Raw genomic sequence first — 26,110 nt, 5'->3', positions numbered from 1 at the left:
GTGGCGAACAGCGGGCCGCGTGGGCCGATCGATCCGCCCGCGGAGCCGCCCGCCAGCGGGCCGCCCGCGGCCGGGCCGGCGAGGCCCGCGTCCATGGCGGCGTCGAAGCCGGGTGACATGGAGCGGAAGGCGGCCATGGGCGCCGCCTGCGCCATGAAGCCCGGCGCCATCGGCGGGTTCGCGGGCAGCTCCCAGCCGCTCGGCGGCTCCACCGGCTGGATGACGCGGTGCTCGGGCTCGCCCTCGGCGACCTGCCTGGTGTCCACCGCGACGTACGCCGTGAAGCGGCACAGCACGCCGAACTCCAGCGAGGTCCGCACGATCTGGGCCTCCAGCTCGTGCTCGCCCATGGCGTACCGGTCCTCCAGCTCGCGTAGGTGGGCGCGGGCCCAGACGGCGCGGATCGCCGGACTGTCCACGACCATGCCGGTGACCTGCTGCTCCCACGGCGTTCCCGCGGCGGCCAGGCCGCGGACCGTCACCGCCGAACCGTCGCGGTAACGGCCGTGGACCCGCAGCGGGACGCCCGGGAACAGCGACCCCAGGTGGGTGACCGTGCCGGGCTCGACGTCCAGCCCCTTCAGCGACAGGTCCGTGACCAGCGGGGCGCCGATGCGGCGGTGGATCTGCTCCATGGCCGCGTCCAGCCGGTCCTCGGACTCGACCAGCTCGCAGCGTCCCGCGCCCAGCCCCGCCAGCCGGCCGAGGAAGCCGGCGTTCACCGCCCGGTCGATGCCGACGGCGTGGACGCGCATCGCCGACAGCGCGCCCCCCGTCTGCTCCAGGATCTGGTCCTCGTTGCCCACCTGCCCGTCGGTGACCAGCACCAGGACGCGATCCCTGGAGGAGTCGCCGAGCAGCCCGACGGCCTGGCGGAGCGGCTCCAGGAGCTCGGTGCCGCCACGGGCGTCCACCCTGGCCAGGTGCTCGACCGCCTGGTAGCGGTTGCGGTCGGTGGCCTCCCGCAGGCCGTCGTCGAAGGGCTGCTCCACCACCGAGTCGAAGGTCAGCACCGCGAAACGGTCGTGCTCGGTCAGCGTGTCGACGATCCGCGCGGCGGCCCGGCGGGCGGCGACCATCTTCCAGCCGCCCATGCTGCCCGACCGGTCCAGCAGCAGCACCAGGTCGCGCGGCGTGCGCCGCGACTCCAGTGCCGGCGGCACCACCGTCAGCGCGAACGTGCCGCGCCCGTCGAGCTGGAGCGACGTGGACGCGTCGAACGACATCCGCAGGACGAAGTCACGGTCCAGCCGCTCACCGGGACGCAGCCGCACCGTGTGCCCCTTCTCGTCCCCCTCCTCCTCCACCACGTGCAGGCTGGAGGCCAGCTCGCGCAGGTCGAGCCCGGCGGGGTCGACCGTCGCCGACAGCGAGAGCCGCACCGGGTCGGGGAAGCCGGGCAGCAGCACCGGGGGAGTGACGCGCGAGGCGTCGGGCACCGCGTCGGTGTCGGGCGCGACGCCGCCACCGGCCGGGGGCCCGTCGATCGGGCTGCCGGGGATGTACCGCGGCGCGACGACCAGCGGGAACCGGAACGTCGCGGCCCCGTCCTCGTACGGGAGCGGCTGGCTCAGCGTCAGCCGTACCGAGACGCGCTCGCCGGGCAGCAGGTTGCCCACCCGGATCGTGAACACGTCCGGGCGGTCCTCCTCGGCGATCGCGGCGCGCCTGCCCTCGCGCAGGGCCTGGTCGTAGTCGGCCCTGGCCTGGCCGCGCTCCTTGAGCACGCCGTCGATCACCCGGTCGTCTGCCTCCATCCGGAAGGCCGTCACGGCCGCCCTGTCGGGCAGCGGGAAGACGTAGGTGGCCTCCAGCGTGACGTCGAACGGGTTGCGGAAGCCCTGCGTCACCTCGACCCCGGCGATCAGGCCGGAGATGTCGGCCTTGACGTCGACGCTCTCCAGCGGCAGGTTGCCGCGCTCGGTCCGCAGCGCCCCGAACCCCGAGTCGGGCACCGGCAGGCACCGGGCCGGCTCGAGCGAAGTGATCTTCATACCAGCTTCCTCTCTACGAGCACCGCGACCAGCGGCGCCGCCGCGGCGAGCACCGCCTGGACGTCGTCATCGGATGGGGAGCGCCCGGCGCCGTCAACGACGATCCGTACCCCGTCGCCGAGCCGGACGCCCCAGATCGCACCGGCTCCGCCGCCGCCCGCCTCGGGCGCTCGGTCCACCAGGGCGCGCGGCTCCCGGTGCGGCCGGCCGTCCGTACCGCCGGTGAGGGGCCCCGTCTGCGACGCGTTCTGCTGCCCCGCCTGCGCCAGGGGGACGTCTTCATGGCGGACCGTCAGCGCTCCGGCGCGGTGCGCAGCCCGCTCGCCGGGCCGCTCGGCCCAGAACCGTTCGCGGGGAGCCTCGCCGGGAGCGGACGGGACGGTGCTCGGTGCGGTGCTCGGTGCGGTGCTCGGTGTGGCGATCCCGGTGCGGGCAGGGGGCAGGTGGGCGGCGTCCTCGAGCATCGCGTCCGTCGCGCCGGTGAGGGCGGCCTGGACGTCGGCGATCGAGTGCCCCGCCGCCTGCAGCCGCTTGACGGCCACCAGCTGCAACAGGTGACGCCTGCCGTACTGGGCGACCCTGCCCCGCCTGGCCAGTGGCGGGTCGAGGAGGCCGATCGTGGTGTACCACCTGATCAGGCGCTCACCCGGCACCTCACGGACCCGGCCGTTGACCGGCTGCGCGTGCGCGCGCAGCGCCTCGGCGGCGCGTTGCGCCAGCTCGCCGATGGTCCAGGTCTCGTTCATACCTTCACAATGACACTGTCATTGTTACAGTGTCAACCGGAAGAATCCGGGCAGAGGTGGGCGTTGTCCCAAGAGGACAGTGAGGTCAGAACGACGGGGAGGTAACACGTCATGGCTACGATCACCGGTCCGCTTTCTGGCGACGCCAAGAAGACCGTCACGGAGGCCCTGCAGGGCGCCCTGGTGGATCTGATAGATCTTTCACTCGCGGGAAAGCAGGCGCACTGGAACCTGATCGGCGCGCACTTCCGCCCGATCCACCTGCAGCTCGACGAGGTGGTCGCGCTGGCGCGCGAGCACGCCGACACGGTCGCCGAGCGGGCCGTCGCGCTGGGCATCAACCCCGACGGCCGCTCCAGCACCGTCGCCAAGTCGACCAGGCTCCCGCAGCCCGAGTACGGCTGGATCGAGGACGGCAAGGTCGTCGCGCGCATGACCGACACCCTCGACGGCATCGGCAAGCGGATGCGCGAACGCGTGCGGGCGACCGAAGAGCCCGACCCTGTCACCCAGGACATCCTCATCGCCGTCTCTCAGGACATCGACAAGCAGCGCTGGATGTTCCAGGCCCAGCTCTGAACCATCCGGAAGCCCGGGACCACTCGCGGTCCCGGGCTGCTCCACGTCCTGGGCGGCTCGTCCGGTGCGGCTCGCCGGCGTAAGCAGGACGTAAGAGGTGATCATCTCCTGGCGATCTACCGTGCGTGGGTATGACCGACCGCGTGCAACTCGTCGTGCTCGCCAAGCGCCCAGTCCCTGGCAGGGTGAAAACTCGGCTGACCCCGCCCTACACGCCGTCCGAGGCGGCCGAGCTGGCCGCCGCGGCCCTCGACGACACCTTGCGCGCCGTCGCGGCGACCCCGGCCGCCGACCGGGTGCTCGCCCTCGACGACGTCCGGCAGGGCCCGTGGGGCGGGCGCGCACGGGGGTTCGGGGTGGTTCCGCAGCGGGGGGACGGGCTGGACGAGCGGCTGGCATGGGCGTTCGAGGACGTCTACGCGCGGCGGCCCGTCCCCGTGGTGCTCGTCGGGATGGACACGCCGCAGCTCACCCCCGCCCTGCTCCAGCGGGCGGCCGTCGCGCTGCGCGGGTACGACGCCGTGTTCGGGCCCGCCACCGACGGCGGCTTCTGGCTGCTCGGGCTGCGGCGGCCCGATCCCGCGCTGCTGCTGGGCGTTCCCATGTCCAGCCCCGGCACCGGGCGCGCCCAGCTGGGGCGGCTGCGCGAGGCCGGCCTGGACGTGGCTCTCCTGCCGTCCCTGACCGACGTGGACGACGCCGCCGACGCCCGCCTGGTCGCCGGGCTGGCCCCGGGCACCGGCTTCGCCGCCACGCTGACCCGGCTCGGTACGGGAGCGGCCAGGTGATCGGCCCGCTCTACGCACGCTCACTCGCGGGGGCCGCGATCGAGGTCGAGTACGCCGACGGACGCCGCCACCGCCTGGACGCCACCCGCTGGCTGGAGCCGATCGACGGCGACGAGGTGATGCTGGCGCGGTGCGCGCGGCCCACGCTCGACGTCGGGTCCGGCCCCGGGCGGCTCACGGTCGCGCTCACCCGGCGGGGCGTGGCCGCGCTGGGCATCGACATCACCCCGCACGCCGTGCGGCTGACCCGCCGCGCGGGCGGCCTGGCCCTGTGCCGGGACGTCTTCGACCAGGTGCCCGGCAGCGGCCGCTGGTCCACGGTGCTGCTGGCCGACGGCAACATCGGGATCGGCGGCGACCCCGCCGCCCTGCTGCGCCGGATGCGTGAACTGGTCAGGACGGGAGGCGAGGTGGTCGCGGAGGTCGCCCCTCCCGGCACGCCGAGCGCCGTCGACCGCGTCCGGCTGCGCCACGGCGCCGTGACCGGAGCCTGGTTCTCCTGGGCGACGGTCTCCCTCACGGACCTTCCCGCGCTGGCCGGCTCCACCGGCTTCGTGATCATCCACCGTGAGGAGTCGGCGGGCCGCTGGTTCGCCGCCCTCCGCTGACAGCGGTCACGTCGCCGCGCGCCGCGGCGCGGTTCCATGAGACGCTCTGGACATGCCGCCGACGCCGCCGAACGGCGTCGGCGGGCCGGGGCGCCTCGATGGGTGCTGCTGGTCTGGTCGGTGTGCGGCGGTTGCGAGGGGCTGGTGGCCGCGGGTTTGCGCAGAGTTTGATCTCCCGAGCCCCTGCCATTCATGTCGGTGCGGTCGACTGGCGTGGCGACTAGAGGGAGGCCCACGATGTCCCACAAGACTCTCCTCCGCACGGGCCCGCTCTGGGAGGGCGCGGAGAGCCCGTACGGCCCGATCCGGACGCCGGACGCCGACGGTCTGGCCCTGCCCGGAGGCTTCACCGGCAGGGTGGTGGCGCGCTCCGGTCGCAAGGTGGCCGGGCTCACCTGGCACGCCGCCCCCGACGGCGGCGCCTGTTTCCCCGACGGCCCCGGCTGGATCTACGTGTCCAACTCGGAGCTGCCGCTGCTCGGCGGCGCGGCCGCGCTGCGGTTCCGGGCCGACGGCTCGGTGGGCGACGCCTACCGCATCCTGTCGGGCACCGATCTGAACTGCGCGGGAGGCGCCACCCCGTGGCACAGCTGGCTGTCCTGCGAGCTGGGGCATCGGGGCCGCGTCTTCGAGTGTGACCCGTACGGCGTTCGCGCCGCCCGTCCCCGCCTGGCGATGGGGCGGTTCAAGCACGAGGCCGCCGCCTGCGACCCCGACCGCGAGGTCGTCTACCTCACCGAGGGCGAGCCCGACGGCTGCTTCTACCGCTTCAGGCCCGGCGACTGGGGCGACCTCACCGAGGGCACCCTCGAGGTGCTGTGCGTCTCCGGCGACTGGCGGCCGGTGCCCTCTCCGGCGGCGCTGCTCAAGGCGTCCCGGCACCAGGTCGAGGACGCCCGCCACTTCGATGGCGGCAACGCCTGCCACTACGCCGGCGGGGTCTGCTACTTCACCACCAAGGGTGACGGCGGCCTGTGGGCGTACGACGCGGAGGCGTCCACGCTCGACCGCGTGTACGACGACGTCCGGGCGATCACCGCCGCGCCCTCGGGCGACCTGTACGTGGCCCGCGAGACGACGGAGATCCACGTCATCTCCCCCGACCGGTCGGTGACGCCTTTCTGCGTGCTCGACGGGCACGCGGGTGCCGAGCTCACCGGCCTGGCGTTCTCGCCCGACGGCGGGCGGCTGTACTTCTCCTCCAAGCGCGGGCGCACCGACGGCGACACCTTCGAGGTCGCGGGCCCGTTCCGCCCTTAGCTCCACGCCCCGGCCCCTGACTGCGAGTCAGCTCAGGTAGCGCAGCAGCATGACCTTCAGCTCCGCCACCAGCTCGGCCGCCTGGCCGGGCCGCTGAACTGGTGGCCTAGAGGTCGCGGGCCCAGATCTCGTCGGTGATCTCGATCCCGTTCTCCGCGCCTTTCTGCTCCGACTGCATCACGAACCCGGCCGCCTGGTAGATGCGTCGCGCGCTCACCAGGCAGCTGCGCGTCCACAGCTCGATCCGCTTGTAGCCGCCGGCCTTGGCGTGGCGTACGCACTCCTCGACCAGCCGGCCGCCGATGCCGAGCCCCCTGGCGAACGGCTCGACCAGCAGGATGCGCAGCTTGGCGGTGGTCTCGTCCTGGTGCATAAGGAAAACGCAGCCGGCGCGCTCGTCGCCGACCTCGGCGATCCACCCCGTGTCGCGCGCCGGGTCGAACTCGCCGACGATCCGTGCGACGAGCTGCTCGAACTCGATGCCCCAGCCCTGCTCGCGGCTGTAGAGCTCGGCGTGCCGGAAGACGACCCAGCCGAGGTCGCCGACGCGCGGCGGCCTGATGACGTACAGCTCGCGCCGGTCGGCTTCGCCGAGCAGGCTCCTGATCGTCGTCATGCTGCTGACCAGCCGCTGCTGGGCCTCGTCCGCGAGCCCGTCGAGGAGCCGCCCGACCTCCCTGGCGGAGCCGGCGTCGAGCCCGGAGTAGGTGGCGATGCCCGCCTCGCTCAGCCGTACCACCTGCTTGCGGGCGTCGGTCGCCGAGCGCTCCCTGGAGACCAGGCCGTCGGCCTCGAAGCGGCTCAGGATCCGGCTCAGGTAGCCGGCGTCGAGGTCGAGCAGGACGCGCAGGTCGCCGGTCTCCATCGGCTCCGCCTGGGCCAGCTCGAACAGCACCCTCGCCTCGGTCAGCGAGTAGGGGGAGTCGTGCACGCCGGCCTGAAGGACGCCGATGAACTTGGTATAGAACCGGTTGAAGGCCCTGACCTCGGCGACCCTTGCCTCTGTCAACGAATTCATTGCCACAGTCAAGCATGAGAGGATGCCTCCTGTGAAGCACCCCCTCTACATCGGCGGATACGGCCCCGGCATCCTCACCGCCGGCGGCGAGCTGACCCGCGTCGCGTCCCCCTCGTTCCTGGCCGCCCACCCCTCCCTGCCCGTGCTCTACGCGGCCGGCGAGCTGGCCCGCGGCCGGCTGACCGCGTTCACCGCGTCCACCGCGGAGGGCGGGCTCGCGCCGCTGGACGAGCGCTCCAGCGAGGGCGACAGCCCCTGCCACGTGGCGGTCGACCCGTCGGGCACACTGCTGGCGGCCGCCAACTACGGCGACGGCTCCGTCAGCCTGCACCGCCTCGACTCGCGCGGCGCGTTCACCGGCGAGCCGATCGTGCTGCGCCACGAGGGCTCAGGGCCGGTCGCCGACCGCCAGAAGGGCCCGCACGCCCACCAGGCCGTCTTCCACGACGGCCTGCTGCACGTCTCCGACCTGGGCACCGACGAGATCCGCCGCTACACCCTCGACGGCGAGCCGCTGCCGCCGCTGAAGCTGCCGCCCGGCACGGGCCCGCGCCACTTCGCCTTCTCCGGCTCCCGGCTGTACGTCGCGGGCGAGCTCGACGGCACCGTCACCGCCGTCGACGGCGACGAGGTCGTGGGCGTGCCCGCCTCACGGGCCGGGGGCGTGAACCACCCCTCGCACCTGGAGCTCGCCGGCGACCTGCTGTACGTGGCCAACCGCGGCCCCAACACCGTCTCGGTGCTGCGCGCCGACGACCTTCAGCTGGTGGCGGAGGTGCCTTCGGGCGGCGACTGGCCCAGGCACTTCGCCATCGACGGCGACCGCATGTACGTGGCCAACCAGGAGTCCGACGCCGTCGCCGTGTTCGCGCTCGACGACGGGGTGCCCCGGCCCACCGGCGAGGTGATCGAGGTGGAGCGCCCGGCCTGCGTGCTGCCCGGGTAATCAGTCGGTTAAGCCGGGGGCGCGGGGCGTCCGCGTCCGTGACGATGGCGGCTGTGCGCAAGACCCTCGCCGTCGTGGCCCTGCTGTTCACTGCGTGCAGCACCGCCCTGGCACTGCTGCTGTCCGCCTGCTCCGGCCCGGCGGCGCCCCCAGCCGATCAGCCCGCCGATCTGCCCGCCGATCTGCCCGCCAAGCCGTCCGCCGCGGCTTCCGCAGCCTCGCCCCAGGCTGTCGCGTCCGCGTCGGCCGCGCGGCAGGAGCCGTGGCGGATCACCAAGGAGGGCGGCGAGCACGAGATCGAGGGGTTCGCCGACCAGGTCAGCGTGCTGCCGGGGCAGCGGTTCCGGCTGCGCGTCTCCACCACCGCGCCGCGCTTCACCGTCCATGTCTTCCGGATGGGGGCGAATCCCGCCGAGGTGTGGGAGTCCGGAAAGCTTCCGGGGGTGCGGCAGGAGCCGCCGAAGACGGTCCAGGGCATGGTCACCGCCGCCCACTGGAAGCCGTCGCTCACGGTCGAGACCACCGGCTGGCGGGAGGGCGCGTACCTGGTGCGGCTCGACGCGTCCACCGGAGGGCAGCGGTACGTCCCGATCACCGTGCGCTCGGCGTCCACGGAGGGGCGGGTGGTGCTCGTCAACGCGGTCACCACCTGGCAGGCCTACAACTCGTGGGGAGGGCGGAGCCTCTACACCGGGCCCGGCGGGTTCGACGACCGCTCGCGGAAGGTCACCTTCGACCGCCCGTACGACACCTCGGGCGCGCGGCTCTTCCTCGACTTCGAGAAGGACGCCATCGAGCTGGCAGAGCGCAGCGGGGTGCCCCTCGCCTACCTGACGAGCCTCGACCTGCGGCCGGGAGTCCTCGACGGGGCCCGCGCGGTGGTGTCGCTGGGGCACGACGAGTACTGGTCGCCCGCCATGCGCGCCGCCGTCACCCAGGCTCGCGACCGGGGGGTGAACCTGGCCTTCCTCGGCGCCAACGCCGTCTACTGGCGGATCGGCCTCTACGGCCGGATGGTCGCCTGCGACAAGGAGACCCAGTGCCCGCTGTGGCGGGAGTCGAACCCGGAGAGCTCACTGGTCGGGCAGATGTACGACTGCTTCCCGGCCGAGGCCGCCTACCTGGTGCGCCGGCCCGAGCACTGGATCTTCCGCGGGACGCACGGCAGGCGCTTCCCCGGGCTCGCGGGAGTGGAGACCGACAGGGTGGGGAAGGGGTCTCCCCAGCACGTCAGCGTGCTGGCCAGCTCGCCGGTCAACTGCGGAGGGCGGTCGACCGTCACCGACACCACCTACTACACCGCGCCCAGCGGGGCGGGGGTGTTCGCCTCCGGCACGATGCGCTGGGTGTGCGGGATGCGCGGAAAGCGGTGCGGCCACGGCGTGACCGACGCGGCCGCCGCCTTCACCCGCCGCGCGACGAGGAACATCCTGACGAGGTTCGCCAAGGGGCCGGTCCGGCCGCCTCAGCGGGTCAGTCCCTGCCCTCGCGAGTCTGAACGATCGCGTGGATCATGCTCTTGATCTCGCGCTCCGCGGGCTCCTTGGTGACGCCCAGCCCTGCCAGGGCGTCCACCACCGGGCTGTCGTCCAGCGAGAGCACGGCGAGCAGCAGGTGCTCGGTGCCGATGTAGTTGTGTCCGAGCCGCAGCGCCTCGCGCAGCGTCAGCTCCAGGACCTTCCGGCTCTGCGCGGTGAACGGCAGCAGCGCGGGCGCCGACTCGCTCGGCGGCCCGAGCACGGCGGTGACGGCGGCCCTGACAGACTCCAGGGGCGCGCCGAGCAGCACCATGGTCTTGGCGGCCAGCGCCTCGGGCTCGTGCAGCAGCCCGAGCACGAGGTGGCCGACGTCGATGTGGTCGTGTCCGGAGCCGAGGGCCTCCTCCTGGGCCTGGACGACCACGTTGCGGGCCCGCGGGGTGTAGCGGGTGTAGGTGCTCAGGTCGTCGGCGAGCGAACCGCCTTCCTTGGGGACGAACCGCTTCTGGGCCGCCTGCTTGGTCACGCCCATGCTGCGTCCGATGTCGGTCCAGGAGGCGCCCGCGTGCCTGGCCTTGTCGACGAAGTGGCCGATCAGGTGGTCGGCCACCTCGCCCAGGTGCTCGCCCAGGAACACCGCGTCGGTCAACTCGCCCAGCGGGTCGCCGTCGGGGTGGCGGCTCCTGATCGCGTTGATGAGGTCGTCGAGACGTACGTTTGATTCCATGCGTCAACCATAGGTTGACGAACGGCGATCGTCAACCGTGTGTTGACGCTGATGCCAGGCTCACCGCCGCGCGCCAGCGCTCGTAGGCGGCCTCGTCGCGCTCGCCCGGCTCGAACCGGCGATCCAGCTGCCATGTCTTGCGCAGCTCGTCGGCCGAGGCCCAGACGCCCGACCCGAGCCCCGCCAGGAACGCCGCCCCCAGCGCGGTCGTCTCCTGGACCACCGGACGCTCCACGACCGTGCCCAGCTGGTCCGCCTGGAGCTGCATGAGCAGGTTGTTGCCGCTGGCCCCGCCGTCGGCCTTGAGCACCGGCGCCGAGTCGCCCGTCATCGCCTCCACCACGTCCCGCACCTCGAACGCGATCGCCTCCAGCGTCGCCCTGACCAGGTGCGCCCGCGTCGTGCCGCGGGTGATGCCGGTGATCAGCCCGCGCGCCTCCGGATCCCAGTACGGCGCACCCAGACCGGTCAGCGCCGGGACGAACACCACGCCGCCGCTGTCGGGCACCGTGCGCGCCACCGCCTCGGACTCGGGCGCGGTCCCGATCAGGCCCAGCCCGTCGCGCAGCCACTGCACCGCCGCGCCGGTGACGAAGACCGAGCCCTCCAGCGCGTAGGTCAGCTCACCCGCCGGGGTCTGCCAGGCGACCGTGCTCAGCAGCCCGGCCTGCGAGCGGACGATCTCTCCACCGGTGTTGGTCAGGATGAAGGAGCCCGTCCCGTAGGTGCATTTCACGTCGCCGACGCCGAAGCAGGTCTGCCCGAACAGCGCCGCCTGCTGGTCGCCCGCCACACCGCTGATCGGCAGGTCGAGCCCGAGGAAGGCGCCGGGGTCCGTCCGGCCGAGCGGCCCGTAGTTCGGGACGATCTCCGGCAGCGCCTCCACCGGGACGCCGAACAGCTCGCACAGCTCCTCCTCCCAGCCGCCGGAGGCCAGCCCGTACAGCAGCGTCCGCGAGGCGTTGGACGGGTCCGTCACGTGCCGCGCCCCCGCCGTGAGCCGGGCGATGAGGTAGGAGTCCACGGTGCCGACCACCACGTCGCCCGACCGCACCCCGTCCCACGCCCGAGGGTCGTGCTCGGCGAGCCAGGTCAGCTTGGTGGCCGTGAAGTACGGGTCCAGGCGCAGCCCCGTCAGCTCGGAGACGCGCGGCTCGTGGCCCCGCGAGCGCAGCCGCTCGCAGATGCCCGCGGTGCGGCGGTCCTGCCAGACGACGGCGCGGTGCGGCGCGGCCAGCGTGCGCCGGCCCCACAGCACCGCCGTCTCGCGCTGGTTGGTGATCCCGACACAGCCGGGCGTGGACGCGGCCCCGGCCAGCGCCGCGGCGCAGGCGGCCAGCGTGGCCTGCCAGATGTCCTCCGGATCGTGCTCGACCCAGCCGGGCTCGGGAAAGTGCTGGGCGAACTCCTGGTAGCCCCGCGACTCGATCCGCCCGTCCTCGGTCACCACGAGCGCGGTGACTCCCGTCGTTCCGGCGTCGATGGCCAACACACTCACTGAATCGCCCCTCGCTCCGCTCGCGTTTGGTCTAGACCACTGCCCGCGCGGGCGGGCACAATGCGATTCTGGTCGTGAAGCCCATCGGGAGGAACCCGCCATGCGTATTGGAGTACTCACCGGGGGTGGCGACTGCCCCGGTCTGAACGCTGTCATCAGGGCTGTGGTCCGCAAGGGGGTGAGCGCCTACGGGCACGAGTTCGTCGGATTCCGTGACGGCTGGCGCGGCCCGCTCGAAGGCGACACGATGCCGCTGGACATCCAGGCCGTGCGGGGGATCCTGCCACGAGGCGGCACGATCCTCGGCTCGTCGCGCACCAACCCGATCAAGATCGAGGGCGGCGTCGACCGCATCAAGGAGAACCTGGCGGCCACCGGCGTCGACGCGCTGATCGCCATCGGCGGCGAGGACACCCTCGGCGTCGCCAAGCAGCTCTTCGACCGCGACGTGAAGGTCGTCGGCGTACCCAAGACGATCGACAACGACCTGTCGGGCACCGACTACACCTTCGGCTTCGACACCGCCGTCAACATCGCCACGGAGGCCATCGACCGCCTCCACACCACCGCCGAGTCGCACCACCGGGCGCTCATCTGCGAGGTCATGGGCAGGCACGCGGGCTGGATCGCGCTGCACGCCGGAATGGCGGGGGGCGCGAACGTCATCCTCATCCCGGAGAAGCCGTTCGACATCGACCGCGTCTGCGAGTACGTCGAGTCGCGCTTCCGCACCCGCTACTCGCCGATCCTGGTGGTAGCCGAGGGCGCCCACCCGATCGAGGGCCAGATGGCGCTGCAGGCGGGCGAGCTCGACGCGTTCGGGCACGTCCGGCTCGGCGGCATCGGCGAGCTGCTGGCCAAGGAGATCGAGAAGCGCACCGGCAAGGAGGCCCGCACCACCGTGCTCGGCCACATCCAGCGCGGCGGCACCCCGACCGCGTTCGACCGGGTGCTCGCCACCAGGTTCGGGTTGCAGGCGATCGACGCGGCGCACGAGGGCGACTACGGCAAGATGGTCGCGCTGCGCGGCACCGACATCGTCCGCGTCGGCCTGGGCGAGGCGACGGCCGAGCTCAAGACGGTGCCGGTGGAGCGCTACGCCGAGGCCGAGGTCTTCTTCGGCTGACGTTAAGTGACTTGCAAGTGGCGGGCCGTACCTTCTTGAAGGGCGGGTCACCGCCACGAACCCCCCTCAGGGTACGGCTTGCGCCGCGGAGAGTTGGCGGCCCACCACGCGTCGCAAGCCGTACCCAGGGGGTTTCGCCTATCTCCGCCGGCCTCTCACGGGCATCCGCTGCTGCTGAACCGGTGGGGCGGGGTAGGTGAGCCGCTGCTCCTCGGTCGCGCGCCTGCGCATCTCCAGCCTGGCCACCAGCTCGGCGTCCTCGTGCAGTTCCTGCTCCGACGGCGACAGGATCACCATGAGCAGCATGGTCAGCGTGATCAGGCTGATCACGGTCATCAGCGGGACGAGGAAGTCGAGCGCGTCGGCCCCCGACACGACCCCGGGCTCGGGGTCGACCGTGACCATCATGGCGGCCATGCCGGTGTAGTGCATGCCGGAGACGGCCACGCCCATGACGAGCGCCGCCCCGGTGATCCAGATGGTCTTCTTGACGCGCAGCGTGAACCAGAGCGCGGCGGTGGCGGCCACGATGGCGATGACCACCGACAGGGCCACGTACAGACGGTCGTAGGCGACGTGCGCGGACATGTTCATCGCGTACATGCCCAGGTAGTGCATGCTGGCCACGCCGAGGCCCGTGAGCACGCCGCCGCCGAGCAGGGCGGGCACCCGGCCCTTGCCGTACGAGACCAGGAACAGCCCGGTGCCGACCACCACGACGGCGACGACGGCGGAGGCGGCCGTCAGCGGCACGTTGTACTTGATCGGCGTGCCGTCGACCGCGAAGCCCATCATGGCGATGAAGTGCATGACCCAGATACCCGTGCCGCCGATGGAGATGGCCCCGCCGATCAGCCACCGCATCCGGGAGGCGCCCTGCGAGGCGTGCGCCTGGGCGGTGAGCCGTAGTCCGAGCATCGACCCTATGCACGACATCAGGTATGCGAGGGCCGGTGTGAGGGGGCCCTGGGTGAAATGGTTAACAACGGACATATAACGACAATCCTTGCATTAGGGGTCCCCGGATTGTGCCAGGAGGGCTGTCCCATATGCATGGATATCTCGACTATCTGTCAACCTGTCAGTAGGCAACGTGAGAGATGCTCACAGATCGCGGTCAGCCCCCATGGGAACGTCCGCAAGGTGGCGGAGCTGGTGCGATGGGCGATCGAGTGACCGCCCGGCGCGGACTAAACTCAATGGGTCGCGGCGTTGGCCTGACCGCGTGCATTCCCCATACTTCCGGAGGTTCCACCATGACGATGTCTGCCCTGGGCGAGCCGTGTGTGCTGCTCAAGCTGGGCGAGATCGTTCTCAAGGGCAAGAACCGCGAGGTGTTCGAGCGCCGGTTGATCAGCAACATCCGCGAGGCGCTCCAGGACGTCGGCGTCAAGGTCGACGTGCGCAAGCGGCATGGCGTCATCGCCATCTTCCTGCCCGAGGGGGCCGGGGTCGAGCAGGCCGACGCCGTGGCCCAGCGGGTCGCCGACGTCCCCGGGCTGGTCTGGATCCACCGTGCCTGGCGCGTCGCCAAGGACCCTGACGCGGTGCTCAAGGCCGGCCTGGAGCTCGTGGGCGAGCGCGAGGAGGCCAGGAGGGGCGCGCGGTTCGCGGTCCGCTCACGCCGCCGCGACAAGCGCTTCCCGCTGCGCTCCAACGAGCTCGACCGGCTCGTCGGCGGGGCCATCAACGACGAGTACGGCCTGCCGGTCGACCTGCGAAACCCCGAGCTGACCCTGTTCATCGAGGTCGACAGGGACGAGGTGTTCGTCTTCACCGGCGGCATCCCCGGCCAGGGCGGCCTGCCGGTCGGCAGCAGCGGGCGGGCCCTGGTGCTCATGTCCGGCGGCATCGACTCGCCGGTGGCGGCGTACCGGATGATGAAGCGCGGGCTGCACGTGGACTTCCTGCACTTCTCCGGCATCCCGTTCACCACCTCCGAGTCGATCTACAAGGCGTACGCGCTGGTGCGCAAGCTCGACCGGTTCCAGGGGCGGTCGCGGCTGTGGGTGGTGCCGTTCGGCAAGGCCCAGCAGTCGATCCGCACGTCCGGCCAGGACCGCCTGGCGGTGATCGCGCAGCGGCGGCTCATGCTGAAGACGGCCGAGGAGGTCGCGCACCGCATCAGGGCGGGCGCGCTGATCACGGGCGACGCGCTCGGCCAGGTCTCCTCGCAGACCCTGGCCAACATCACCGCCCAGGACAACGCGGTCGACATGCCGATCCTGCGCCCGCTGGTGGGCTGGGACAAGACCGAGATCATGGCCGAGGCCAGACGCATCGGCACGCTGGAGATCTCCGAGCTGCCCGACGAGGACTGCTGCAGCCTGCTCGCCCCCAAGCGCGCCGAGACCAGGGCCAAGATCGCGGACCTGAAGCAGATCGAGAAGCGGCTCGACGCCGAGGAACTGGTGGTCCAGCTCGCCGACTCGATCCAGGAGTACACGCTCTGACCGCGGGCCCCCGAGCAGGCTGCTCGGGGGCGGTGCGGTTCTCGTGGACGGCCGACGCGGCGGCGGGAGAGAGTGGTCAGGCGGTGACCGCGGCCGCGGCGCGCTTGCCGAGCAGCGGCGGGAAGTCGTTCATGACCTGGGCCAGCTCACCCAGGTCCGAGCCGATCAGCGCCTGCGGGCCGTCGCACAGCGCCTGCTCGGGGTGCGGGTGCACGTCGATGATGACGCCGTCGGCCCCGACGCCGATGGCCGCCCGGGTCAGCGGCAGTACCAGGTCACGCCGCCCACCCGAGTGCGACGGGTCGACGATCACCGGCAGGTGCGACAGCCGCTGCGCCACCGGCACCGCCGACACGTCCAGCGTGTTGCGGGTGGCGGTCTCGAACGTCCTGATGCCGCGCTCGCAGAGCACGATGTCGAGGTTGCCGCGCTGCGCGATGTACTCGGCGGCCATCAGCCACTCCTCGATCGTCGCGTTCATGCCGCGCTTGAGCATCACCGGCCTGCCCGCCGCGCCGACCGCCTGCAGCAGCGCGAAGTTCTGCGCGTTGCGGGTGCCCACCTGGAGCATGTCCGCGTAGGACGCCACCAGCTCGACGTCGTGCGCGTCGACGACCTCGGTCACGATCGGCAGGCCCGTCTCCTCGCGCACGTCGGCCAGGATGCGCAGCCCCTTCTCGCCCAGCCCCTGGAAGGCGTACGGCGACGTGCGCGGCTTGTAGGCGCCGCCGCGCAGCAGCGTCGCGCCCGCCGCCTGCGCCATCCTGGCCGCCTCCAGCGTCTGCTGCGGCGTCTCCACCGCGCACGGGCCGGCGATCAGCGTGACGGTGTCGGGGCCGATCGGCACACCGCCCACGTGCACGGTGGACCGATCCGGATGGTTCTCCCTGCTCACCAGCTTGTACGGGGTGGACACGCGCATCACCTCACGTACTCCGCCCATGCCCCGCAGGTTGGCTGCGTCGAGCTGTGCCACGTCGCCCACCAGCCCGACGATCGTACGCTGCACACCCTTGCTCACGAACGCCTCCACTCCGGCCGCCTGGACGACCGCGACGATGGACGCGACGTCGTCTCCGGTGGCTTCCGGCCCCATCACGATGACCATGTGTCTCTCCCTTGGAAAACACAGAAGGCCCCGGGTCCTCCTGGACCCGGGGCCTTCGTTCGCCTGTCTGCTAGCGCAGCGTCAGATGGCGAACGGAGTCGGGTCCGTCGCCATACCAAAAGCTGATCGCGGTGCGCATAGACCGCAATACTACCGCACTCGACCCGCGCGCACCCCGGCGTGGCAGCGATGGCAGGATGGCTCAAGACCACGAGACCAGCGAGGGGAGTGATCGTGGAGGAGTCGCGCCTGCCTCCAGGCCAGTACGTGCCGCGCGGCCGACCCGTGATCCACTACGGCAGGGTGCCCCAGTTCAAGCCGGAGAGCTGGGACTTCCGCATCTTCGGGGCCACCGCCTCGGGCGAGGAGCACAGTTTCAGCTGGCCCGAGTTCGAACAGCTGCCCCACACCGACGTCCTGGCCGACTTCCACTGCGTCACCAAGTTCTCCCTGATGGGCAACGAGTGGCGCGGGGTGAGCCCGTCCGTGCTGCTCGCCGCCGTGCCGCCCGACGCGGGCGTCCGCCACGTGATGATCTGGGCCGAGTACGGCTACAGCGCCAACCTGCGGATGTCCGACCTCGCCGCGCCCACCACGCTGTTCGCGACCGAGCTCGACGACAAACCGCTCAGCCCCGATCGCGGCTTCCCGCTGCGCATCGTGGTGCCCCATCTGTACGCGTGGAAGAGCGTCAAGTGGGTGCGCGGCATCGAGTACCTGATCGAGGACCGCCGCGGATTCTGGGAGGAGCGCGGCTACCACAACGTGGCCGACCCCTGGCGCGAACAGCGCTACTCCTACCAGGAGGAGCCCGGCGAGGGGCCGCCGTAGCCCGGACGGTTGCCGGCACAAGCCTAGGGGAAGAACACGGGGCTCGGGGGGCGGAAACGCCGCGCCAACCAGTTCTGACATCGTCGAGTAGCCGTCCGTGAACGTACGGTAATTTTGATCGCGTGCAGTTGCGGTTCTCCCTCCTGATCGACCTCACCCCTGCCCAGCGGTTCGCGCTGGCACGGCCGTTCGGCTGCGCGCGTGCGTTGTTCGACGACGCGCTGCGGCCGCCCGCATGCTGACCACCGCATGGGTGGCCCTCTCCTGCCTGACCTTCGTCCTCGGCTACGCCCTCGCCCGGCGGCGCCCGGAGCCGCCGGAAGGCGCCTCGGAGGCCGAGGTGCCGGAAGGCGGCTGGAAGGGCGAGGCGACGTACGCCACCCTGCACATCGCCGCGCTGGCCGCCCCCGCGCTGCGCGCCGGGCTGCACCGCGAGTCCGCGCGCAAGGCCGTCCGGCACCTGCACGCCCTGCTCGGCACCTACGCGGTGGCGATCACCTCCACCGACGCCGCGCTCGCCTGGGACGGCCCCTGCACCGACGAGGTGCTCAGCTACGCCCGCGCCGTGCTCGGGTCCGGGCGGGCGCAGGTGTTCGCGGGCGAGCCGTACGACGCCGTCGTGGTGCCGCTCACCGTCGACGGCAAGATCGTGGGAACGCTGGCCGCCTTCGACGCGGAGTTGAGCGCGGCGCTGGTGCGCACCGTCACCGAGGTGGGCCGCTGGGTGTCGGGCCAGCTCGAACTGGCCGAGCTCGACTCGTCGCGGCGGCGGGCGCTGGAGGCCGAGATGCGGGCGCTGCGGGCGCAGATCTCGCCGCACTTCGTCTACAACGCGCTGACCACGATCGCGTCGTTTGTCCGCACCGACCCGGCGCGGGCCCGCGAGCTGCTGCTGGACTTCGCCGACTTCGCCCGGTACGCGCTGCACAGGGCGCACGACTTCACCACCCTGGCCGACGAGCTGACCTGCGTCGACCGCTACCTGCTGCTCGAACGGGCCCGCTTCGGCGACAAGCTGCGCTTCAGCGTGCAGGTGGCCCCCGAGGTGCTGCCGCTGCCCGTGCCCTTTCTCTGTCTGCAACCGCTGGTGGAGAACGCGATCAAGCACGGCATGGGCGGCAGGGGCGGCGGCGGCGAGGTGCGGGTGGTCGCCCGCGACGCCGGCCCCGAGGCGCACATCACGGTCGAGGACGACGGCACCGGGATGGACCCCGAGCACGCCAGGCGGATGCTCGACGACGACCCCAGGCGGGAGGGCGGCGGCATCGGCCTGGCCAACGTGGACGTCCGGATGCGGCAGATCTACGGCGAGGGCTACGGGCTCGTGGTGGAGACGGCGCTCGGGGCGGGCACCAGGGTCCGGCTGCGCGTGCCGAAGGCGAGACTCAGCTCTTCGTAGTCAAATCTTTACGGAACGTTGCCATGTCGCTTGTGGCCTCGGCGTGCATGCGGCAACGTGGACGCATGCTTAGGGTTCTGGCTGTCGACGACGAGGTGCCCGCACTGGAGGAGCTGGCGTATCTGCTGCGCCGCGACTCCAGGGTGGGGCACGTCACCACCGCGTCCGACGGTGTCGCGGCCCTGCAGGAGATGGTCCAGATGATCGGCGCGGGCGAGCGGCTCGACGGGGTGTTCCTCGACATCCGGATGCCCGGCCTCGACGGCCTCGACCTGGCCAGGCTGGTCGGCGGCTTCCCGAGCCCGCCCGGGCTGGTGTTCGTCACCGCGCACGACGACTGCGCGGTGCAGGCGTTCGAGCTGGAGGCCGTCGACTACCTGCTGAAACCGGTCAGGGCCGAGCGGCTGGCCGAGTCGGTGCGCAGGCTGGAGGCCGCCTCCGTGCCCCAGGCCGACCAGGTGCACGACGACGTGATCCCGGTGGAGCTGGGCGGGCGCACCAGATTCGTGCCGCAGCAGGCGGTCTGGTTCGCCGAGGCGAAGGGTGACTACGTCCGGCTGCACACCGGCGATGGCAGCTACCTGGTCCGGGCGTCCCTGGCCGCGCTGGAGCGGCGCTGGGCGGAGGCGGGGTTCATCCGCGTCCACCGCAGCACGCTGGTCTCCGCGCGGCACGTCAGCGAGCTGAGGTTCGAGGGCGGCCGGGTGCTGCTGACGGTCGGAACCGAGACCCTGCAGGTCAGCAGGAGGCACAGCCGGCAGGTCCGCGAGCAGCTCGTGCACCAGCACCGGGGCGCGATCTCCTGACCGCCTGTCCGGGGCCGGTTTCGGTCTCGTTCCATGCCGGTCGTCGCCGGTCGTCGCCGGTCGTCTTCGAACAGGCGGGTGTGAACGCGGGGGTGGCGGCCTCCTGTTCCCGCGCCGAACGGCGTGCGGGCCGACGGTTCGTCGTGATCGTGGCGATTTCCCTGGTCATACCCGGTCGGGTGACTTCGGGGGCCTGCGGGTGGCGACCTTGACACGCCTGCCGGAGGATCTTCGAGGCCTCCGGAATCGGCCGCTCGTCGTGGCGTACCGACCGCTCGTCGTGTCAACACTCTCCGTACAGCGATGACTACAGACCGTTCGACGAGCTGACCGTTAACGGGGTTTCGCCCACAAGATCGCAACCGTAGTGTTTCCGCATTGGAAAGCCACCCGGCGCATTGGGGGGACTGGGCCGGGAGGCTCACACGGGCCTGATGCGCCGGATCCACCGGTGACCCACGTGGTCACCGCGGTTGTCGGGCCCTCAACCGGGGGGTAGGGCCCGCCGGCCGGGTACGTGAAGGGGCGCCCGCTGTGGCCGCGAGTCCGGACCGCGATCCGGCCTTACGGGGGCGGCCGGATCGCGCGAGCGGGCGCCTCTTCACGTCGTTCACCCCAGCGGAGTTCACCCAGCGGAGTTCACCTCAGCAGATCCGCCCCGTCGTGCACCACGGCGCCGCCGATCACGGTGGCCGTCACCGCCACGTCCTTGATGCGGGTGGGCGAGATGGCGAGCAGGTCGTCCGACAGGACCACGAAGTCGGCCAGCTTGCCCCTGCTGAGCGTGCCCTTCAGGTGCTCCTCGTGCGCGGCGTGGGCAGAGCCGAGTGTGTAGGCGCGCAGCGCCTGCTCCACCGTGAGCGCCTCGTCCGGGTTGAACGGGGCGCCCGTGGCCGTCCGCTGGTTCACCAGGTCGTGGATGCCCAGCAGGGGAGCGCCCTCCACCACCGGGCAGTCGGAGCTGCCCGGCAGGACGATGCCCGCGTCCAGGAAGGAGCGCTGCCGGTAGCAGCCGCGCGAGCGCTCGGGGCCGAGCGCGGCCAGCATGCCGTCGCCGATCTCGGAGATGAACCGGCCCTGCGGGACGGGGATGACGCCGAGCTCGGCGATCCTGGCCACCTGGGCGTCGCTGGTGACCGCGCAGTGCTCGATGCGGTGCCTGGCGCCGGGGCGCGGCAGGCGCGCCTGGGCCTCGGCGTAGGCGTCGAGGACGACGTCGATCGCCGCGTCGCCGATGGCGTGCGTGGCGATCTGCCAGCCTGACGCGTGCGCCCGCAGGATGAACTCCCGCAACGCGGACGCCTCCTCCTGCAGGAAGCCCCTGTTGCCGGGGTCGCCCTCGTAGTCGCAGCACATGGCTGCGGTCCTGCCGATGAGCGAGCCGTCGGAGAAGACCTTGACCGGGCCGATGCGCAGCCGCTCGTCCCCGAGCCCGCTGCGGACGCCCAGGTCGAGCCCGAACTCCGAGCCGACCTCGTGCAGGCTGGGCGAGCCCGGCATCAGCGTGGCGCGCTGCGCGAGCACGCCCTGCCGGATCGCGGACTGGAAGTCGGCCACGTCCCACGGGCCGTTGCCCGCGAGGCCGACGCCGACGCCCGGCTCGGTGAAGCTGGTCAGGCCCTCGGCGGCGGCGAGCGCGCTCGCCAGCGCGAGCCCCTCGACGAAGTCGGCGTGCCCGACCGGGCGCAGCACCCGGTGGACGTGGTCCTGCGCCCGCTCGGCGAGCAGCCCGTCGGGCAGGCCGGCGGCGTCACGGCCGACCGAACCGCCGGGTACGTCCGGGACGTCCTCCAGGTGCGGGAAGCCCATCAGCGCGAACGCGGCCGTGCTGGCCACGCCCATGTGCCCGGAGGTGTGCTGGAGCCAGACCGGACGCCCGCCCGCCGCCCTGTCGAGCGCCTCCCGGGTGGGGTGGGCGCCTCCCAGCTTGTTCTGGTCGTACCCGGCGCCGCGCACCCACGCGCCCTCGGGCAGGGTGGCCGCCCGCTCGGCCACCCGCGCGTACAGCTCGTCCAGGGTGCCGGCCCGCACGTCCAGCTCGCGCAGCCGCTGGCCGCGCAGGCTCAGGTGGTGGTGCGCGTCGTTGAACCCGGGGACGGCGGGCGCCCCGCCCAGGTCGATCACCACGTCCGCGGGGACGCCGTCGATCTCCTGGTCGAGACCGGCGATCCGGCCGTTCAGCACGCCCAGCCGGGTGGCCGACGGGCGGTCCGCGTCCAGGGTGGTGAACCTGCCGTTGACGAACAGGATGTCGAGCCGCATTCAGACCTCCACGGAGACCGGCGCCTGGCGCCGGGTCGACAGCCGGTGCAGGCCCAGGACGCAGGCCATGGTGAGCAGGATGACGACCAGGTACTGGACGACGACCGCCCAGATGGTCCCGGTCGAGCTGAGCAGCGCCTGGGCGATCAGGGGCGTGGTGCCGCCGATCAGCGCGCCGCACAGCTGGTAGGACAGCGAGATGCCGGTGTAGCGGACCTTGGCGGGGAACGCCTCGGCCAGGAACCCGGCCAGAGCCGCGTACGACGAGCCGCTGAACACCACGCTCAGCGCCAGCCCGAGCGTCGCCAGCGCGGGCGAGCCGGTGCCGACCAGGAGGAACGTGATCGGCGTGCAGACGATCAGCGCGACGAACGCGATCAGCATGTAGCGGGCCGCGCCGAGCCGCTGGCCGAGCACCGCGCCGATCGGCTGGGTGACGAACTGGGTGATCGACACGATGAGCAGCACGTTCAGCATCGAGCCCTTGGTGATGCCGAGGTCCGTGGTGGCCCAGGACAGGATGAAGGTGTTGGTGAAGTACGCCGAGGCGATGCCGACGCCGCTGGCCCCGATGCCGAGCAGCACCAGCGGCCACGAGGTGCGGAACACCTCCGCGACCGGCAGCTTCACGACCTCGCGCTGCTCGCGCATCCGGACGAACTCCGGCGACTCCTCCACCCGCAGCCGGATGACCAGGCCGATCACCAGCAGCACCGCCGACGCCAGGAACGGCAGCCGCCACCCGTACGACAGGAAGGCGTCCTCGGGGAGCAGGCTGACCAGCGCGAACATGCCTGTCGCGAGGATCGACCCGGCGGGCGAGCCCTGCTGGGCGAACGCGGCGTAGAAGATCCGCTTCGGGCCGGCGTGCTCGGCCGCGATCAGCACCGCGCCGCCCCACTCGCCGCCGACCGCGATGCCCTGGACGAGCCTGAGCGCCGCCAGCAGCACGGGCGCGAGCACGCCCACCGACGCGTACGTGGGCAGCACGCCGACCAGCGTGGTCGCGCCGCCCATCAGCAGCAGCGTCGCGACCAGGGTGCCCTTGCGGCCGATCCGGTCGCCCAGGTGGCCGAAGATGACGCCGCCCAGCGGCCTGGCCAGGAAGCCCACCCAGAACGTGGCGAAGGACGCCATCACTCCGGCGGCGGGGCTCGCCTCGGGGAAGAACAGCTTGCCGAAGACCAGCGCGGAGGCGGTGCCGTAGATGTAGAAGTCGTACCACTCGATGGAGGTGCCGACGAAGGAGGCGATGCCCGCGCCGCGGGCGTTGGTAGAGCTCATGGGGGGTTCCCTAGGCGAAGTGATGGAGTTGGGCCAGCGGCACCTCGGTCGCGGGTGACAGGCTCACCTCGGCGCCGTCCACGAGGACGGGGCCGGGCTCGCGCGGCACTCTGACCTGCGGTGTCGCAGTATTTCTGGACATGTCGGCTCGGGTGAGGCCGCGGGCGTGCCTGATGGCCGCGTACCGGAGCCCGTCGGGCAGCTCGTCGCGGGCGTCCGCTGAGTCGAGCGCGTCACCCGCGACGAAGATCCGCGACAGCAGGCTCGGCGCGTCCCCCAGCGCGCCGAAGTACGGGCGGTAGGCGCGTGGCTGGGTCAGCCGGGTCGAGCCGGAGCCGCTGCCGGACACCCCGTGGGCGACGAAGCCGCCCTTGATCACCAGCTCCGGCTTCGCGCCGAACCAGGCGGGATGCCACAGCACGATGTCGGCCAGGCGGCCAGGCGTGAGCGAGCCGACCTCGTGCGCCAGGCCGTGCGCGACGGCCGGGTTCAGGGTCAGCTTGGCCAGATAGCGCAGGATGCGCGCGTTGCCGTCCGCCTGGCCCCCGGGGTCGCGCAGCGCGTTGAGATGGGCGAGCTGCCAGGTGCGGCGCACCGTCTCGGCGACCCGGCCCATGCCCATCGAGTCGGAGTTGACGATGCTGATGGCGCCCAGATCGTGCAGGACGTTCTCCGCCGCGATGCCGTGCGCGCGGACCCGGCTCCTGGTCACCTCGACGTCGCTGCCGATGTGCTGGTTCTGCCGGTGCACGGTCATCGTCATTGGGAACAGCTCGCCGACCGTGTTCGTCGTGTACGGGATCGTCGGGGTGGTGGAGGACGGCAGGATGTGCGGCTCGCTGAGGATCTCCAGCAGATCGGGGTGCCCGCCGCCGCCCTCCACGTGGTACGCGTGGACGGTGCGGCCGCGCGTCGCCGCGACCGTGTCGGCCAGGTAGCCCGACTCGTTCATCGAGTCTGAGTGCAGCGCCACCGGCAGGTCCGCGGCCTCGGCCACGTCCAGGCAGGTGTCGATGATGCGCGGCGTCGCCCCGAAGTCCTCGTGGATCTTGAAGCCGCCCGCGCCCGCCAGCACCGCCTCCTCCAGCAGCGTCCGCGAGCTGGACGACCCCCTGGCCAGGAACGCCACGTTCAGCGGCGTGCCGCGCCAGGCCGCCATCAGCGTACGCAGGTTGCGCGCCGGGTTGACGCCGACGTCCCACACCCCGCCGAGCCCCATGCCCACCACGGTCGTCACGCCGGACGCGAGCGCGGCCGGGGCGATCTCCGGCGAGGACAGGTGGACGTGCGAGTCGACGATGCCGGGCGTGGCGATCAGGCCCTCGCCGGGGACGATCGCGGTGTGCGAGTCGATGACCGCCCCCTCGATCGGGACGACCCTGCCGTCCTTCACCCCGATGTGCGTCTTGCGCACGCCGAGCACCGGGTCCATCAGCACCACCCCGGCGACCACCAGGTCCAGCGCCGACTCCCGGTCGCTGCGCGGGCTGGCGAGCAGCCCGTCGCGCAGCGTCTTGCCGCAGCCGCCCAGCAGCTCGTCCCCGTGCGGGACGTCGTCCCGTTCCACCTCGGCCCACAGGCAGGTGTCGCCGAGCCTGACCCGGTCGCCGGTCGTGGGGCCGTAGATCGCGTTGTACGTCTCGCGCTTCACGAGGGGATGACCTCCACTTCGACGCTCTCGCCCGGACGGAACGCGGTCGCCATGCCCGCCGGGATGTCGAGCCTGAGGCCGTCAGGGGGCCCGTCGAAGGTGAGGGCGGCGTTCACCTCGCTCAGCGGGAAGTGCGAGGAGACGAACACGGTGCGCTCGCCCTCGTTGGTGATCCGCAGCGTGCTCCGCTCGCGGCCGGCGTTGATCTCCACGTCGCCGGGCGCGAGCCGCACCGCCCCCGGGCCCTCGGCCGGTGGCGGGCCGATCGGCGCGTCCACCGCGACCAGTGCGGTGCCGTTCGGGAAGAGCGCCTCCACCTGGACGTGGGTGACGAGCGCGGGAACGCCGTCCATCACCTCGTCCGGGGTCAGGACCGCCTTCGCGGCGGCGATGACGTCCTCCAGGGAGGCGCCGTCCCACGCCAGTTCCAGGATCTCGTCGCAGATGAGCGCGATGGCCTCCGGCGCGTTCAGCCTGCGCCCGCGGGCGCGGCGGCGGCGGGCCAGCTCGGCGAGCGTGAAGATGGTGAGCCGCTCCTGCTCACGAGGCGTCAGATGCACGTGCTTCCTTCCTTTCGCTCACCGTAGGGGCAGGTCAGAGGGTTACCAACGGCGACACGGTGCGTAAATGGGACGTTAGATTGTGCATGTGACCAACGACGCGATCGCCAGGCTGGCGCTCCGGTGCCTGGCCGGCTACGAGGACCTCATCGACGACTGGCTCGGCCAGGTCATGGAGATCGAGCCGTACGCGCGCGGGCTGGTCAGCCCGGAGGAGGTGCGCGAAGGCGCCCGCGTGGGGTTCGCGCTGATCCTGCGGAACCTCGCGGAAGGCCGCGTCCCCCCGGAGCAGGCGCCGCACTCGGAGCGGATGGGCGAACGGCGGGCCGGCCAGGGAGTGCCGCTGGAGTCGCTGCTGGCGGCGGCCCGCCTGGACGCGCGCGTCCTGTGGCAGGGGCTCGTCGACCACGCGGGGCCCGAGGACGTCTCCGGACTCCTGCAGGCCGCCAACCTGGTGTGGGAGGCGGTCGAAGAGCACAACACCGGCCTCATGACCGGGTATCAGCGCGGGGTCCTGGAGATGGGCAGGCAGCGCGAGGACGAGCGCCGCACCTGGTTCGCCCGCCTGCTCGACAACGACGGCCGCAACCCGGACGTGGTGCGGGACGCCGGCCGGGTCCTCGGCTTCGACCCCGCGGCCACCTTCGTGGCGGTGGTGGCCGACTCCTCGGCGGGGGCGGCCCTGCGCGCGGCGGCGGCGTCCATGGCCTCCCTGCGCCGGCACCGCCACGACTCGCCCATCGGGGGCATCCTCGTGGTTCAGCTCCCCGCCCGCGCACCGGACCCGGAACAGGCGGTGATCGACGCGCTGGCGGGCGTCCCCTGCGGGGTCTCACCCCAGGTGGCGGGCCTGTCGCAGGTGCCTCACGCGGTCCGCCTGGCGACGGCGACGGCCCGTGCGGCCCTCCCGTACCGCCCCCGGGGAGACGCCGACGGCCCGGAGACGGGGGAGAGCGGGGGAGCGGGGGGCGGCGGCATGGCACGCGAC

The 26,110-nt window shown here is 72.2% G+C and carries 24 protein-coding genes; 13 read left to right on the top strand and 11 right to left on the bottom strand.

What is annotated here, in order from left to right; genetic code table 11:
* On the bottom strand, positions 1 to 1,994 hold a 1,994-nt coding region (locus ABZ297_RS35975), incomplete at its 3' end, for a VIT domain-containing protein (RefSeq protein ID WP_355355885.1).
* Positions 1,991 to 2,740: a MerR family transcriptional regulator gene (locus tag ABZ297_RS35970; protein ID WP_355355883.1), complete on the bottom strand. Its 750-nt coding sequence runs from the start codon at positions 2,738 to 2,740 to the stop codon at positions 1,991 to 1,993. The genes ABZ297_RS35970 and ABZ297_RS35975, both read right to left, overlap by 4 nt.
* 111 nt (positions 2,741 to 2,851) lie before the next feature.
* Here ABZ297_RS35970 and ABZ297_RS35965 point away from each other — a divergent pair, with 111 nt between their 5' ends.
* The 4 genes from ABZ297_RS35965 (at position 2,852) to ABZ297_RS35950 (ending at position 5,975) form a co-directional block, all read left to right on the top strand.
* Positions 2,852 to 3,319, top strand: coding sequence for a DNA starvation/stationary phase protection protein (locus ABZ297_RS35965; RefSeq protein WP_355355881.1), 468 nt, complete (start codon positions 2,852 to 2,854; stop codon positions 3,317 to 3,319).
* 131 nt (positions 3,320 to 3,450) lie between these two features.
* A complete protein-coding gene (locus ABZ297_RS35960) occupies positions 3,451 to 4,107 on the top strand; it encodes a TIGR04282 family arsenosugar biosynthesis glycosyltransferase (protein WP_355355879.1) in 657 nt (218 codons plus the stop codon).
* The gene (locus tag ABZ297_RS35955; RefSeq protein WP_355355877.1) at positions 4,104 to 4,715 is read left to right on the top strand and encodes a methyltransferase domain-containing protein; all 612 of its coding nucleotides are present in this window, start codon (positions 4,104 to 4,106) and stop codon (positions 4,713 to 4,715) included. The genes ABZ297_RS35960 and ABZ297_RS35955 overlap by 4 nt, the downstream gene beginning before the upstream one ends.
* Positions 4,716 to 4,952: 237 nt before the next feature.
* Positions 4,953 to 5,975 carry an alkaline phosphatase PhoX gene (locus ABZ297_RS35950; RefSeq protein WP_355355875.1) on the top strand — a complete coding sequence of 341 codons (1,023 nt, stop codon included), beginning with the start codon at positions 4,953 to 4,955 and terminating at the stop codon, positions 5,973 to 5,975.
* Between the two features lie 106 nt (positions 5,976 to 6,081).
* Here the strand turns inward: ABZ297_RS35950 and ABZ297_RS35945 are convergent, their stop codons facing one another.
* Positions 6,082 to 6,993, bottom strand: coding sequence for a bifunctional helix-turn-helix transcriptional regulator/GNAT family N-acetyltransferase (locus ABZ297_RS35945; protein ID WP_355355873.1), 912 nt, complete (start codon positions 6,991 to 6,993; stop codon positions 6,082 to 6,084).
* Between the two features lie 31 nt (positions 6,994 to 7,024).
* Between ABZ297_RS35945 and ABZ297_RS35940 the strand changes: the two genes are divergently transcribed.
* Both ABZ297_RS35940 and ABZ297_RS35935 read left to right on the top strand, forming a co-directional pair.
* Positions 7,025 to 7,939 (top strand): beta-propeller fold lactonase family protein, encoded by a 915-nt coding sequence (locus tag ABZ297_RS35940; protein WP_355355871.1) that lies wholly within the window; start codon positions 7,025 to 7,027, stop codon positions 7,937 to 7,939.
* A gap of 53 nt (positions 7,940 to 7,992) precedes the next feature.
* Positions 7,993 to 9,462, top strand: a complete 1,470-nt coding sequence (locus tag ABZ297_RS35935; protein ID WP_355355869.1) for a N,N-dimethylformamidase beta subunit family domain-containing protein — start codon at positions 7,993 to 7,995, stop codon at positions 9,460 to 9,462.
* On the opposite strand, the gene ABZ297_RS35930 is transcribed toward ABZ297_RS35935, so the two are convergent.
* Together ABZ297_RS35930 and glpK are read right to left on the bottom strand one after the other, a co-directional pair.
* Positions 9,413 to 10,144, bottom strand: coding sequence for a Clp protease N-terminal domain-containing protein (locus ABZ297_RS35930; protein WP_355355867.1), 732 nt, complete (start codon positions 10,142 to 10,144; stop codon positions 9,413 to 9,415). The two genes, ABZ297_RS35935 and ABZ297_RS35930, sit on opposite strands and share 50 nt — an antisense overlap.
* A 31-nt stretch (positions 10,145 to 10,175) precedes the next feature.
* Positions 10,176 to 11,642 (bottom strand): glycerol kinase GlpK, encoded by a 1,467-nt coding sequence (glpK, locus tag ABZ297_RS35925; RefSeq protein WP_355355865.1) that lies wholly within the window; start codon positions 11,640 to 11,642, stop codon positions 10,176 to 10,178.
* 100 nt (positions 11,643 to 11,742) lie between these two features.
* Here glpK and ABZ297_RS35920 point away from each other — a divergent pair, with 100 nt between their 5' ends.
* The gene (locus ABZ297_RS35920; RefSeq protein WP_355355863.1) at positions 11,743 to 12,768 is read left to right on the top strand and encodes a 6-phosphofructokinase; all 1,026 of its coding nucleotides are present in this window, start codon (positions 11,743 to 11,745) and stop codon (positions 12,766 to 12,768) included.
* A 138-nt stretch (positions 12,769 to 12,906) separates the two neighbouring features.
* Here the strand turns inward: ABZ297_RS35920 and ABZ297_RS35915 are convergent, their stop codons facing one another.
* Positions 12,907 to 13,686: an MHYT domain-containing protein gene (locus ABZ297_RS35915; RefSeq protein WP_355355861.1), complete on the bottom strand. Its 780-nt coding sequence runs from the start codon at positions 13,684 to 13,686 to the stop codon at positions 12,907 to 12,909.
* 338 nt (positions 13,687 to 14,024) lie between these two features.
* On the opposite strand from ABZ297_RS35915, the gene thiI reads away from it, so the two are divergent.
* Complete coding sequence (gene thiI, locus ABZ297_RS35910; protein ID WP_355355859.1) at positions 14,025 to 15,221, top strand: tRNA uracil 4-sulfurtransferase ThiI; 1,197 nt, start codon at positions 14,025 to 14,027, stop codon at positions 15,219 to 15,221.
* Between the two features lie 76 nt (positions 15,222 to 15,297).
* Here the strand turns inward: thiI and aroF are convergent, their stop codons facing one another.
* Positions 15,298 to 16,329: a 3-deoxy-7-phosphoheptulonate synthase gene (gene aroF, locus ABZ297_RS35905; RefSeq protein WP_355355857.1), complete on the bottom strand. Its 1,032-nt coding sequence runs from the start codon at positions 16,327 to 16,329 to the stop codon at positions 15,298 to 15,300.
* Between the two features lie 234 nt (positions 16,330 to 16,563).
* On the opposite strand from aroF, the gene ABZ297_RS35900 reads away from it, so the two are divergent.
* The 4 genes from ABZ297_RS35900 (at position 16,564) to ABZ297_RS35885 (ending at position 19,365) form a co-directional block, all read left to right on the top strand.
* A complete protein-coding gene (locus tag ABZ297_RS35900; protein WP_355355855.1) occupies positions 16,564 to 17,160 on the top strand; it encodes a sulfite oxidase-like oxidoreductase in 597 nt (198 codons plus the stop codon).
* Between the two features lie 122 nt (positions 17,161 to 17,282).
* Positions 17,283 to 17,402 carry a helix-turn-helix domain-containing protein gene (locus tag ABZ297_RS35895; RefSeq protein WP_355355854.1) on the top strand — a complete coding sequence of 40 codons (120 nt, stop codon included), beginning with the start codon at positions 17,283 to 17,285 and terminating at the stop codon, positions 17,400 to 17,402.
* The gene (locus ABZ297_RS35890) at positions 17,396 to 18,559 is read left to right on the top strand and encodes a histidine kinase (protein WP_355355852.1); all 1,164 of its coding nucleotides are present in this window, start codon (positions 17,396 to 17,398) and stop codon (positions 18,557 to 18,559) included. Before ABZ297_RS35895 ends, ABZ297_RS35890 begins: the two co-directional genes overlap by 7 nt.
* A 65-nt stretch (positions 18,560 to 18,624) precedes the next feature.
* A complete protein-coding gene (locus ABZ297_RS35885) occupies positions 18,625 to 19,365 on the top strand; it encodes a LytTR family DNA-binding domain-containing protein (protein WP_355355850.1) in 741 nt (246 codons plus the stop codon).
* Between the two features lie 639 nt (positions 19,366 to 20,004).
* Here ABZ297_RS35885 and ABZ297_RS35880 read toward each other — a convergent pair.
* From ABZ297_RS35880 to ureA, 4 genes are read right to left on the bottom strand one after another with little or no spacing between them, the layout of a single operon-like run.
* Positions 20,005 to 21,627, bottom strand: coding sequence for an amidohydrolase (locus ABZ297_RS35880; protein ID WP_355355848.1), 1,623 nt, complete (start codon positions 21,625 to 21,627; stop codon positions 20,005 to 20,007).
* Positions 21,628 to 22,911, bottom strand: coding sequence for an MFS transporter (locus tag ABZ297_RS35875; protein WP_355355846.1), 1,284 nt, complete (start codon positions 22,909 to 22,911; stop codon positions 21,628 to 21,630).
* Between the two features lie 10 nt (positions 22,912 to 22,921).
* Positions 22,922 to 24,562: an urease subunit alpha gene (locus ABZ297_RS35870; protein WP_355355844.1), complete on the bottom strand. Its 1,641-nt coding sequence runs from the start codon at positions 24,560 to 24,562 to the stop codon at positions 22,922 to 22,924.
* Positions 24,559 to 25,122 carry an urease subunit gamma gene (gene ureA, locus ABZ297_RS35865; RefSeq protein WP_355355842.1) on the bottom strand — a complete coding sequence of 188 codons (564 nt, stop codon included), beginning with the start codon at positions 25,120 to 25,122 and terminating at the stop codon, positions 24,559 to 24,561. The genes ABZ297_RS35870 and ureA overlap by 4 nt, the downstream gene beginning before the upstream one ends.
* An 88-nt stretch (positions 25,123 to 25,210) precedes the next feature.
* Here ureA and ABZ297_RS35860 point away from each other — a divergent pair.
* A partial coding sequence (locus ABZ297_RS35860) for a PucR family transcriptional regulator (protein WP_355355840.1) occupies positions 25,211 to 26,110 on the top strand: 900 nt, incomplete at its 3' end.

This window comes from Nonomuraea sp. NPDC005983 (genome assembly GCF_040614375.1).
In the GTDB taxonomy this organism is placed as follows: domain Bacteria; phylum Actinomycetota; class Actinomycetes; order Streptosporangiales; family Streptosporangiaceae; genus Nonomuraea.
The sequence above is the reverse complement of the archived record's forward strand: the minus strand, read 5'-3'. Positions and strand labels throughout refer to the sequence as shown.

Coding starts and splice junctions, on each gene's coding strand:
- ABZ297_RS35885 (WP_355355850.1), top strand. CDS start 18,625: ATGCTTAGGGTTCTGGCTGTCGACGACGAGGTGCCCGCACTGGAGGAG.
- ABZ297_RS35920 (WP_355355863.1), top strand. CDS start 11,743: ATGCGTATTGGAGTACTCACCGGGGGTGGCGACTGCCCCGGTCTGAAC.
- ABZ297_RS35890 (WP_355355852.1), top strand. CDS start 17,396: ATGCTGACCACCGCATGGGTGGCCCTCTCCTGCCTGACCTTCGTCCTC.
- ABZ297_RS35970 (WP_355355883.1), bottom strand. CDS start 2,740: ATGAACGAGACCTGGACCATCGGCGAGCTGGCGCAACGCGCCGCCGAG.
- ABZ297_RS35950 (WP_355355875.1), top strand. CDS start 4,953: ATGTCCCACAAGACTCTCCTCCGCACGGGCCCGCTCTGGGAGGGCGCG.
- ABZ297_RS35880 (WP_355355848.1), bottom strand. CDS start 21,627: ATGCGGCTCGACATCCTGTTCGTCAACGGCAGGTTCACCACCCTGGAC.
- aroF (WP_355355857.1), bottom strand. CDS start 16,329: ATGGTCATCGTGATGGGGCCGGAAGCCACCGGAGACGACGTCGCGTCC.
- ABZ297_RS35965 (WP_355355881.1), top strand. CDS start 2,852: ATGGCTACGATCACCGGTCCGCTTTCTGGCGACGCCAAGAAGACCGTC.
- thiI (WP_355355859.1), top strand. CDS start 14,025: ATGACGATGTCTGCCCTGGGCGAGCCGTGTGTGCTGCTCAAGCTGGGC.
- ABZ297_RS35930 (WP_355355867.1), bottom strand. CDS start 10,144: ATGGAATCAAACGTACGTCTCGACGACCTCATCAACGCGATCAGGAGC.
- ABZ297_RS35915 (WP_355355861.1), bottom strand. CDS start 13,686: ATGCTCGGACTACGGCTCACCGCCCAGGCGCACGCCTCGCAGGGCGCC.
- ABZ297_RS35875 (WP_355355846.1), bottom strand. CDS start 22,911: ATGAGCTCTACCAACGCCCGCGGCGCGGGCATCGCCTCCTTCGTCGGC.
- ABZ297_RS35960 (WP_355355879.1), top strand. CDS start 3,451: ATGACCGACCGCGTGCAACTCGTCGTGCTCGCCAAGCGCCCAGTCCCT.
- ABZ297_RS35945 (WP_355355873.1), bottom strand. CDS start 6,993: ATGAATTCGTTGACAGAGGCAAGGGTCGCCGAGGTCAGGGCCTTCAAC.